This window comes from Flavobacterium defluvii, from assembly GCF_900129555.1.
In the GTDB taxonomy this organism is placed as follows: Bacteria; Bacteroidota; Bacteroidia; order Flavobacteriales; family Flavobacteriaceae; genus Flavobacterium; species Flavobacterium defluvii.
In genome coordinates, this window is sequence record NZ_FQWC01000016.1 from 1 (window position 1) to 12,149 (window position 12,149).

The following is a 12,149-nucleotide window of genomic DNA, read 5'->3' on the forward strand; positions in this document are numbered from 1 at the left end:
TGCGCAGATGGTACTGCAGTATTGTGGGAGAGTATGTCGTCGCCTTTCTTTTAAAAACCCTATCCTAATCGGATAGGGTTTTTTGTTTTTAATCTCTTTTGTCTTAAACTGTTTTACGATTTCTGGTTAATTTATTCTTCGATTTGTAAAAATTTAATCCATATACTTCTGAATTTGTATCATAAATCCTGAGTTTGAAATCGTAGATAATATTTAGCATTGAAAATTCGGAAGTTTAAAAAATGCTCTGAGAATGGTGTTTTTTGCTTTAAAAAGAAAAGAGCTGGTTAAAATCAACTCTTAAAAATGAATTTCGTAATTATTTTATTGCTACTTAAAGTTTGTAAATCAATATGTTGAGATTTAGTTCTAATTATATTTTTTTACTGTCAACATCATTGATGAATTCAATTACGCCAGTCATAAATACTTTTTGATCATCCCACATCGCTAAATGACTTCCGTTTGGACAGTACAAATAACGCCCTTTTTGCACTAATTTACTCTGTTCTTCCATTGCTTTTGGGTCCATTGTGTCATATTTAGCACCAATCATTAAGGTAGGAATTGTAATTTCGTGTAAACGGTTTTTTATGTCCCATTTTGCTAATCTTCCACTAATTCCAAACTCACTAGGACCTTGCATTAAAGTATAAATTTCTCCATTTACATGTTTACTGGCACGATTTAAACCATCCGGCCATTCTTTTAATCTGCATAAATGTTCTTTATAAAAATTAGGAATTAAAAGTTCCATATATCTTGGATTGTCGAAATCTTTTTTACTTTCTAGATCTCTAATTTCTTTAAGGACTTCAGGATTCATTTGTTTCGCTAAAACTTCATCGGCATATTTTCCATATTCTGGTGCACTTGCCATCATATTTGCCACCAATAACCCTTTCATGTTTTTCTGGTATTTTAGAGCATATTCCATAGCAAGAATTCCACCCCAAGAATTTCCTAATACATAAAAATTATTTTTATCTGCATTAATTGCTTTTCGGACTTGTTCTACTTCTTCTACAAATCTTTCAGTCGTCCATAAACTGCTGTCTTTTGGTTGATCACTATAATACGAACCCAATTGATCATATTCATAAAACTCAAATCCTTCACGTTGAAAGAACGTTTCAAAACATTCCATATATTCATGTGTCATGGCGGGACCTCCGTGCAGCAATAAAACTTTTATTTTTGGATTATTTCCAAAACGTTTAGTCCAAACTTTAAATTCTCCAACAGGTGTTTTAATTGGGATCATTTTTATACCAGCAGATTCAACAGGTTCATTATCGTAAGTAAAATAATCTGATAAGCTGTTTTTTTGCGTTTCATTTTTGCATGATACTGTTAATAAAAAGATTGCAGAAAAAAGTAAATATTTCATTTATTAGTTTTTAAGAGTTTAAACTAAATTACGAATTTTTGAATGTATAATATTTGCTATTTCGAAGAAAAATAGATACAACTTTTTTAAGTCGTATATTCCAAAATCATTATTTATAATGATGTGTGAAGTTTTTATCCAATATATTTTTGCCATTTGATTTAAGCTTAAAATATATAATTTGATGGGTAATTTAAAAAACACATTTGTAGGCATAAAAATTTCTATTATTCTTTTTTTTCTGTTTGCTGGAATAATAGTTTCTTACAGTCAGGATAAGAGTACTCCTAAGCAGGATAAAAAACAAATAACTGAAAAAGGAACAATAATCTATGTTGATAACGAAAAACAGGTTGTTAAATCTCTTAAAAAATCAAAAGATAAAAGTTATACAACATCAAAAAAAACATCAGATGTATTGCCTCCTGTAATTACCTGTCCATCTAATAAACAGCTTGCTTGTGGAAGTCTGGTGCCAAATTACTTGAATGAATTAATAGTAACTGATGATTCTGGCGGCGATATTTATTTGACGCAATCTACAGGTGGTACCAAATTTTATGACGGAATGATAATTGTATTTACGGCAACTGATGAATCAGGCAATTCAAGCAGCTGTTCAATAACTATCACTGCATTAACTCCAGACGTTACTCCTCCTAGTTTTAACTGTCCCACAAATGTTACCTTAAATTGTGGAGATGTACTTCCTAATTATGCGACTGATCCAATAATGAATCTGCAAGATGATTGTAGTATTTCAGTTTCCTGGGAGATGACTCCAGCGCCAGGAACTCCTTTTTATAATGGAATCCCTGTTCAGATTAAATATACAGATCCATCCGGAAATACTTCATTTTGTAATTTTAATATAACGCAGGCAAATACTGATATTATTCCGCCTACTTTAAGTTGTCCTGGTAATCAAATTCAAAGTTGTGGATCACTTTTGTCAGATTATAGAACTATGGTTACCGGATTTGACAATTGCTTGGGGAATTTAACCGTTTCTCAAAGTCCGCTTCCGGGTACACCCTTTATCCCGGGAATGACAGTTGTTTTAAATGTAAAAGATGTTTCAAATAATACGTCTACTTGTAGTTTTATTGTAAATGCTTCACCCGATACTGTTAGTCCGGTTTTAAGCTGTTTAGGAACTCAAACTTTATCTTGCGGATCTGTTTTACCGGATTATGCTTCTATGGTAAGTGTGACAGATAATTGCGACAGTTCATCAACAATAATTCAAAGCCCATCAGCAGGATCTGCTTTTACGCCTGGAATGACTGTAACATTAACAGCTAAAGATGCTTCAAACAATGTTTCTATTTGTAGTTTTATTGTAAATATTTCTATTGATGTTACAAGTCCGGTTATAACTAATTGCCCGGCAAGCCAGATTTTAGCTATTGGAGATATTATTCCTGATTATACCGGTTTAATAACAGTAACTGATAATTGTGATAATAATCCAGTAATAACACAGATTCCTGCCGCTGGAACATCTTTTTCATCAGGTACCAATGTCACCTTGATAGCTAAAGATGTTTCAGGAAATACACAATCATGTAGTTTTAATATAAAAGCTTCGGGAGGAGACCTTCCTCCAGTATTAAGCTGTCCGTCTGGAATGGAGCTTTATGCAAATTCAACTTTACCTAACTATGTTTCTTATCTAACAAACTTAAGTGACGATATTACAGATAATTTTGATCTTATTTTTACGCAAAACCCTCCGCAAGGCACAATATTCACTGAAGATACAAATGTTACGATAACAGCTAAGGATGCATCAGGAAATATAAATTCGTGTACTTTTTTAGTAAAATTAAAGACGATTGTTGAAGAAATCAATTGTAATACTGGAATTTTTAATGTTTCAAATTTAAATGGCATCAATGGATTTACTGTTTTTGGAGATTCTAAAACAAGAGAATCTGGATTTAGTGTAAATACAGCAGGTGACGTAAACAATGATGGAATAGATGATTTTATAATTGGAGCTCCTGGTAATTATAATCCGTGGTATGGAAAAGATAAAGTTTATAAAATTATTCATGGAGCAGCTTTTGTAGTCTTCGGAAAAACAACTGGTTTTCCTCCAAACATTGATTTAGGTTTATTGGACGGAACGAATGGTTTTGCCATTAGAAATGATACTCCTTCAAATAATTTTCCAGAAACGGGTTATGGTGTAAGCAGTGCAGGAGATTTAAACGGAGATGGTATAGATGATTTTATGATTAGTGATCCTACCAGAGAGTCTTCTTATGGATATGAGTTAGGACATGTGTATGTTATTTTTGGAAAAAATGGAGGATTTCCTGCTAATTTTAATTTATCAGCTTTAAATGGAACAAATGGTTTTACTCTTATAGGTAATGATAGTTATGGTAATTTAGGTGAAGCGATAACTTCGGTAGGAGATCTAAATGGGGATGGTTTTCAAGATATAGCAGTAATTACAAGGGGGTCTGGTGCCGGTAATGGAAAATGTATTATTATTTATGGAAAAAATGGAGGTTTTCCGGCGGTATTAAGGGGTAATGACATCAATGGTTCTAACGGTTTTGTTATTACAGGTGATGCACTAATTGGAAAAATAGGCAAAAAGGTTTCAGGTTTGGGAGATATAAACGGAGACAAAATTCCAGACATAGGAATTGGTACCAGTTATTATGATCAAACAAAACTGTTTGTAATTTTTGGACGTTCAGATAATTTTCCGGCGGAATTCAATATTTCGCAAATAAATGGAACTAACGGATTTATGGTCGAGAATTCCGTAGCTCCGGTAAATTATTATGCTGGAATTAATAAGGCAGGAGATGTTAATGGTGATGGCCTTTATGATATTTTTGTATCGGCGGAATATATATTATTTGGAAAAACTTCTTTTGCTAAAACTATTGATCTAAAAGATTTAGATGGAAGTAACGGATTTAAAGTTTCAAATTATTTTGGTTTTGAGTTCGGATATGCAGGAGACTTTAATGGCGATGGTATCGATGACTGTTTCTTTGATGATGGTATTTTGTATGGCAGAAATACCTGGAACTCAACTGTAAATTTAAATTCCATAACTAATAATGAGTTTTTAAGACTTACTATACCTAATGCTTATATTTATAAAACAGCCATAAATTTTGCAGGAGATATTAATAAAGATGGAATAAGTGATTTAATTATTGGAAGCAGTCCTGATTCTTACGGGGATAATTTAAAAGTAAACAGAAACCCTGGTTATACATATGTAATATTCGGAAAAAAAATAGTCGATATAGAAAAACCAATAATCGCTAATTGTCCGGCAAATAAAATTCTAGAAATAGGAAATTTAATTCCGGATTACACCAATAGTATTACAGTTACAGATAATTGCGACTCATTTCCTAAGATTACCCAGACGCCTGTTGCAGGTTCAGTTTATGATGGAACAAATATAGAAGTTGTATTATTAGCAACAGATGCATCTGGAAATAGCTCTGAATGTAAATTTGCCATTACAAGTGTAGCAGATACTGATCCGCCTAAAATTGCTTGTATTACAGATCAGGTAATAGCTTGCGGAACCAAATTAATTCCAAATTATCTAAATCTTATAACAGTTACAGATGCAGGAGACGCTTCACCAGTACTTACACAAACCCCAATTGCCGGAACAGTTTTTACAGATGGAATGACAATTACAATTATTGCAAAAGACGCCTCAAATAATGAATCATACTGTAGTTTTAAAGTTAACACTTCCTCAGATGAGATTAAACCAGTAATAACATGTATTGGAGATCAAACATTGTCATGTGGCAGTATAGTTCCAGATTATACGCCTTTAGTTACAGCGACTGATAATTGCGATTCTTCTCCAATTATTACTCAAAATCCAGCTGCTGGAAGTGTTTTTACAGACGGTATGATAATAACCATAACAGTAAAAGACGCCTCAAATAATGAATCATACTGTAGTTTTAAAATAAACGCTTCCGCAGATGTTACAAAACCTGTTATAACCTGCATCGGAGACCAAAATTTAAGTTATGGAGTTACGCTTCCGGATTATCGTTCTATGATTAAAGCTACTGATAATTGTGATACTAATTTGATTATTACACAAACACCAAGTTTTGGAACAGCCGTCACTGACGGAATGATTATAACAATGACGACGGCAGATAATAGTGGTAATGCTGCCTCATGTTCATTTAAAATTCATGTTGCTCAAGATACCGAAGCGCCAACTTTTGACTGCTTACCAGATCAAATGTTTGATTGCGGAATAACACTAGTTCCGGATTTTACAAAAATGATTTCTGCAGCAGACAATACAGATCCAAATCCTTTAATAGCTCAGGCTCCGTCTGCCGGAAGCCCGTATTCAGACGGAATGACAATTACAATTAAAGTTTCAGATAAAAGTAATAATACTAAAGAATGTTATTTTAAACTGTTTACATATCCTGTTTTAGTTGATGCCGGAGAAGACGTTGAAATTAACGAAGGTGAATTTGTCAAACTTTTTGCACTAGCACTGGAAAATGGAACTTATCTATGGACACCATCAACTGGATTAAGCAATGATAAAGTAGGAAATCCAATTGCAGCACCTAAAGAAACAACAACTTATAAAGTAGTTTTTAAAAATCAGGATGGCTGCGAAGCCGAAGATTACGTTACCATAACTGTTCTTCCGGTTCAAAAAGACGAAACGAAATATGGCTTTTCGCCAAATGGTGACGGCATAAATGATTTTTGGGAAATTGACAATATAACCAATTATCCAAAAAATGAAGTATTGATATACAATCGTTGGGGGGATTTAGTTTTCCAGACTGAAAATTACAATAATTCAACAAATGTATTTAACGGAATTGCAAATAAGAGCCGAAGTCTCGGAGCAAATCAATTGCCAGAAGGAACTTATTTCTTCGAAATTCGTGTAAATCAGCCTCACCATTTTAAGAAAACCAAGGGATATCTTGTTTTAAAACGTTAATTCATGAAAAGTAAAATAAATATTGTCATAGCCTTATCCATAATAGCCATTTTTTTAAATCGAATTTATGCGCAGCAGACACCCGTTTTTTCCAGTTACAATTACAATGCAGTTTTAATAAATCCCGCCCACGCAGGTTATTATTCAGATATAGATATAGCGATGACTTCCAATGGCTATTTTAATTCTATTGATGGAAGTCCAAAAAGTATTGATCTTTCTGTAAATAAACTAACATGGTCAGAAAAAATCGGATTAGCAGCCGGAATTTCTCACGATCAAATAGGCGTAACCCATACAACCAATTTTTTTACTTCCTATTCTTATAAGATTTATTATGACTCAGATTATAAATACGGAAAATGGTGGGCATACGATCCTAATATAATCTCATTTGGAGTTACAGCCGGAGCCATGATCTACGACGAAAATTTATCAGAATTAGGATTAGAAAATGACCCCGAATTTCAGCAAGACGTACACAGTTTTGCACCTGCTTTAGGAGTTGGGTTTTTATACAATTGTGATAAAATTTATTTTGGATTATCAGCACCAAATCTTTTAAACGAAGCTTTCAACTCAAAAAATAATACCAATTTAAAAAATGTGTATTACAGTTATTTTGGTTATAAGTTCTTTACCAATCGTTTCGAAGAAGTATTAGTAAATCCCAGCATATTGCTGAAATATGTAGAAGGAGCACCTCTTCAGGCCGATTTTAATCTTTTAATCAATTATAAAAATAAACTTGAGTTTGGAGGTGGTTACAGAACTTCAAACACATTAAATCTGCTGGCAGGATTTCATATTTCAGATAATTTCAGAGTTATCTGTACTTATAATAAATCCTTTGATAATGTAGTAATTCCGGATACTTTCGGACTCGTTTTAAATGTTCGATTAGGAAAAGGTTTCGAATAATTAATCAACCAAACCATTTTCAACAGCATATTTTACCAATCCCGCCGTATTTTTTGCATTTAGTTTAGACAATAAATTACGGCGGTGCGTATTTACGGTATTTAAACTTATAAATGTTTTTTCGGCAATTTCAGCCGTATTATATTCATGGGCTATCAAAACCAAAATTTCCTTTTCGCGCGAACTCAGTTCAGTTAAATTAGAAACCTGTTTTTCAATTTTTGAACTATTTGAAAGATGTTTTTCTTCTAGTTCTTCAGCAAAATAATTTTCTCCCGAAGCAATCGTATTTATCGCTTTCAAAAGTTCTTCTTTCTCAGCATTTTTCAACAAATATCCGTTTACGCCAATTCTGATTAACCTCGAAATAATCATCACATTACTGTGCGTGCTTACAATCAGTATTTTGACATTTGGATATTCCTTTTTCAGAATTTTGCTCAATTCAATCCCGTCCATTTCCGGCATGCTTACATCCAGAATAATAAAATCAACAACTCCCTTTTTTACAATTTCAAGCGCTTCATTTCCGTTAATCGCTTTGTCAACAATCGTAATATTCGGTTCTTGTTCCAATAACAACATTATGCCCTGTAAGAACATTTTATGATCATCGGCAATAAGAAGATTAATTTTTTTCATTAAACAAATATATTAGTTGCTTTTCAATTCGTCAAGCTGATTTTTCAAATCAATACCCTTTATTTTATTTTTAGATTTGGTTTCTAAAACCGGAATTTCGATATTAACAATCGTGCCGCGTTTTATTTTAGAATCAATTACAAAAGAGCCATTTAGCTTTTTAATCCGGGTTTCTAAATTTATAAAACCAATTCCTTTAGATTGTTTAGAAGTATCAAAACCAATTCCGTTATCTTCAAATAAAAGATTAACAATATTCTCAATAAAATTAAACTGAATTTCAACCTCCGAAGCCTTTGCATGTTTAATTGTATTGGTCAAAAGTTCCTGAATAATCTTAAAAGTTTCGATTTGGATATTCTCATCCAGTTCATTAATCTCTTTTTTCGGATATGGAATAAACGAAATTTTAATCTTGCTCGCATCGCCAATATTTTTAAAGTAAGATTCTATAACTTCTAAAAATTTATTTTGACTGAATTTCTTAGGAAGTAAAGTATGCGATAAACTTCGAACCTGCTGATACGTTTCGTCGAGCTGCATGCTTATTTTTTGAATATTAGAAAAATTACTGGCATCCAGGTGATTTACCTGAAGCTTTATTGCAGCCAGATTTCCGCCAATACTATCGTGCAGTTCCTGCGAAATACGCTGTCTTTCTTTGTCCTGCCCGCTGATAGAAGCCTTAATTAGTTCCAGTTCCTGATCTTTCAAAATTCCATTTATTTTTTGGGAACTGATTTCCATCTGCTTAATATTCAGTAAATGCTGTACTTTGAAACGTTTATAATATTGAAATAAAAGACCCGTAATAGGCAGCAGTAAAATCAGAAAAGCAATTATTGTAAACAATTTAGTTTTCTTTTGTTGATTGATTTCCAGTTCTTTCAACTGTTTGTCTTTCTTTAAAAGAGAAATTTCATTTCGTTTTTTATTCGAAGAATTCTGAAAAGCCAAAATCGTATTTTCATTATTTTTCTTTGAAATTTCTTCCCGAAGCAGCATGTTTTTTATTGCTTCTTCCTGATTTGCAAGAATTAATTTTTTAGCCTCATTTTCAAATTTCAAAACCTCAATTTCTTTTTGTTTTTGAGCTGTTTTGTATTTGATTTCCAATTCATTAATTTCTTTTGTTTTTTGAAGATTAGTAATCGAATCTTTTATATGGGTTGACTTTTCAAAAAACGAATAAGCGCTTTTATAATCATTTTGTTCAATCGCAATTTTTCGCAATTCATCATAAATATAACTTTGATTTTGAAGCAGTCCAAAATGAACCGATTTTTGAAGCGCCTCAGAAAATATTAATTTCGCCTCATTATATTTTTTTAGCGCAATATAAGTATCACCAATACTGCTTCGGCACACAATCGACAACTGGTTCAGTTCGCTTTTATCAGCAATTAAAAGTGCTTCCTCAAATACTTTTAAAGCTTCCTGAGGTTTGTTTTGTGATTGGTAATTTTCGCCAAGACCTAATAAAATAATTACACGTCCCTGATTGTTATTGGTTTTTTCCGAAAGAATTTTTCCCTTTTTATAAAAAATACCGGCATTCTCATAATCTTTAAGCTTCGAATAAATATCGCCAATATTGATATAACTCCCTAATATAATTTCGTTATCATCTTTATACTCAAGACATTGTTTAAATAATCTTAACGCATTAGTATAATCTCCCAATTCGCTGTACGTTTGAGCTAAGCCATGCGTATGTGTATAAAAAAGATTTTTTTCATTGTATTTTTGAGAAGCTTCTATACCCTTTAAATGCCATTTTTTGCTTTCATTCAGCAAACCCCTTTTTTGATAATTGATCGCCAGTAAATTATATCCAAGAGAAAAAAGCCGGTTTTTTAAAGAGTCGTTTACAACCGTATTGAATTTTAAAGCCTGATTTGTGTAATAAATAGAAGAATCGATAATCGCCCTTTTATTGAAATAATAGGCAAGAAGTAAATTGGTTCTGGCAATAGACCGATTTCCGGAAGAGCCTGATTTTAAAATAGAATGCGCTTTTTGATAAGCCTTTTTCTCTTCGCCCTTATTGTATAAATCATAAAGTGCAAGCGTACTTTTATCTTCTTTAATTTCTACAGAATTTCTGGAAACAAAAGTTTTCTTTTTATCCCCAATCTGTCCTTGCAGACTGAATGATAAAAAGGTGAAGATCAATAAATAAAGTCTTCCGGGCCAGATTGTCATACGTTTTTGGTTTGCGCTCTAAAACTTAACTTGAATAATTTTTAAAGCCTTGTAAATTTTGGGGTTTATAATATCTGAGCAATTTTTGACAGACAAGTAAAAATAGTACAAAACAATTAAATAGCGGTTTCGACAAATAATTTTTTTGACAAAAGTTGTGATATAATTATTTTACGAAAATGGGCTTTAAGTAATTTGTAAATCAGCTAATTATGAGATGAAAAATAACTAAAAGTTTCTTAAATAGATTTGAATGCATTTTTTCTTTGATTAAATTAGTAATACTATACTTAAACAACTGAATTATGAAAAACAGAATATTCTTAGCTATAGCATTGTTGACCATAACAATCTCGGCCAGCGCGCAAAAGAAAATTGAAGTAACAGAACTGCCAAAACCGGCACAGGAATTTTTGAAAAAGCATTTTAGCCACACAACTGTTGTAACTGCCAAAAAAGATGCAGAACACGGAGAAAAAGGTTTTGAAGTAAAGCTGCAAGACGGAACTGAAGTTGAATTCTGGAAAGACGGATCGTATCGAGAAGTTGACGGCGGTGACAAACCAATTCCAACGGCTTTTATTCCTGATAACATCAAAGCTTATGTAGCCAAAAATCATCCAAACGAAAAAATAACGCACATCGACTATGGACACAAAGATCTGGATGTTGATTTGACAAATAAAATTGATTTAGAATTTACAAAAGACGGCAAAATTCTAAAAGATAAAAAAGACAAATAAATCACACTCTGTTAAGTTGAAAATCTCTTGTATCATTTGAATTAAAAGTCAAATAAATACAGGAGATTTTCTTTTTTAATCAGCACTAATTTTAAAAGTTAACAATTTTATTATAAAAACTATTTTTTTATACAGCGCAAATAATTACTTTAGCAACCATAACAGAACGGAACAGAACGGTATGCTAAATCAAGAACAAAAGTTTGTATTTGAAATAAATCATGAAAGTGATATTCCAAAATATCAACAGTTAGTTGATGCGATAACAAATGCCATTGCCGAAAATATTTTACAAAAAGGAGATTTACTGCCTTCGGTAAACAGTATTTGTAAAACGAATCAGTTATCAAGAGATACTGTTTTTAAAGCCTATACAATTTTAAAAGACCAAAAAACCATCGATTCTGTGCCCAATAAAGGGTATTATGTTTCGGGCGAAACAAGAAAAGTGCTTTTAGTTTTAGACACCTTTAAGGCTTATAAGGAAGTTTTATACCATTCATTTGTCAATAATTTACCCGATAATGTAATTACAGATGTCCAGTTCCATCACTATAATATTGATGTTTTTAAAACTATCATTAATAACGGAATAGGGAAATATTACAAATATGTAGTGATGAATTTTGATCACAAGGATATTGCTCCGGTCTTATCGTCAATTTCAAAAGACAAACTGCTTTTAATCGACTGGAATATTCATGCCGATAAAAGCGATAATTATGTTTTTCAGGACTTTGGAAAAGCTTTTTATGAGTCTTTGACAGAAGCAGTTGATTTATTTAAAAAGTATAAAAAAATACAATTTATATATCCGGATTTTACCAGCCATCCGTGGGAAACGGTAGAATATTTTAAGAAATTCTGTGCCGATTTCAACTTTCAATATGAAATTATCACAGATCCTAAAAAGTTTAATATCGAAAAAGAAATGGCCTACATCAGCGTAAGCGACAGGATTTTGGGACACTTTTTAGAGCAGTGCAAGGAGAAAGATTTTGAACCCGGAAAAGATGTTGGTTTTTTGTCGTACAACGAAACGCCAATGAAGAAATTTATATACAAGGGAATTTCAGTTGTCTCAACTGATTTTAAAGAACTCGGTACCAAAGCTGCGGCATTTATTACGCATGAAGAAGAAACAAAGTGTTATGTACCTACAAAATTAATAATAAGAGAATCATTATAATATGTATTATATCGGATATGATATTGGAAGTTCATCTGTCAAGGCAGCCTTGGTAGAAGCTGAAAC

The 12,149-nt window shown here is 32.3% G+C and carries 7 protein-coding genes; 4 read left to right on the top strand and 3 right to left on the bottom strand.

Going from position 1 to position 12,149, the window contains the following annotated elements:
* Positions 1-373: 373 nt before the first annotated feature.
* Positions 374-1,390: a proline-specific peptidase family protein gene (locus tag BUC29_RS20970; protein WP_073418534.1), complete on the bottom strand. Its 1,017-nt coding sequence runs from the start codon at positions 1,388-1,390 to the stop codon at positions 374-376.
* A gap of 184 nt (positions 1,391-1,574) precedes the next feature.
* On the opposite strand from BUC29_RS20970, the gene BUC29_RS20975 reads away from it, so the two are divergent.
* Both BUC29_RS20975 and BUC29_RS20980 read left to right on the top strand, forming a co-directional pair.
* The gene (locus BUC29_RS20975) at positions 1,575-6,383 is read left to right on the top strand and encodes an HYR domain-containing protein (RefSeq protein WP_073418535.1); all 4,809 of its coding nucleotides are present in this window, start codon (positions 1,575-1,577) and stop codon (positions 6,381-6,383) included.
* 3 nt (positions 6,384-6,386) lie between these two features.
* Positions 6,387-7,304: a PorP/SprF family type IX secretion system membrane protein gene (locus BUC29_RS20980; RefSeq protein WP_073418536.1), complete on the top strand. Its 918-nt coding sequence runs from the start codon at positions 6,387-6,389 to the stop codon at positions 7,302-7,304.
* Here BUC29_RS20980 and BUC29_RS20985 read toward each other — a convergent pair whose 3' ends face one another.
* Together BUC29_RS20985 and BUC29_RS20990 are read right to left on the bottom strand one after the other, a co-directional pair.
* Positions 7,305-7,946, bottom strand: coding sequence for a response regulator transcription factor (locus tag BUC29_RS20985; protein WP_073418537.1), 642 nt, complete (start codon positions 7,944-7,946; stop codon positions 7,305-7,307).
* A 12-nt stretch (positions 7,947-7,958) separates the two neighbouring features.
* Complete coding sequence (locus BUC29_RS20990) at positions 7,959-10,151, bottom strand: tetratricopeptide repeat-containing sensor histidine kinase (RefSeq protein WP_073418538.1); 2,193 nt, start codon at positions 10,149-10,151, stop codon at positions 7,959-7,961.
* 305 nt (positions 10,152-10,456) lie between these two features.
* Here BUC29_RS20990 and BUC29_RS20995 point away from each other — a divergent pair, with 305 nt between their 5' ends.
* Together BUC29_RS20995 and BUC29_RS21000 are read left to right on the top strand one after the other, a co-directional pair.
* Positions 10,457-10,894, top strand: coding sequence for a PepSY-like domain-containing protein (locus BUC29_RS20995; protein ID WP_073418539.1), 438 nt, complete (start codon positions 10,457-10,459; stop codon positions 10,892-10,894).
* A 181-nt stretch (positions 10,895-11,075) separates the two neighbouring features.
* The gene (locus BUC29_RS21000) at positions 11,076-12,083 is read left to right on the top strand and encodes a GntR family transcriptional regulator (protein WP_073418540.1); all 1,008 of its coding nucleotides are present in this window, start codon (positions 11,076-11,078) and stop codon (positions 12,081-12,083) included.
* The last annotated feature ends 66 nt before the right edge of the window (positions 12,084-12,149 follow it).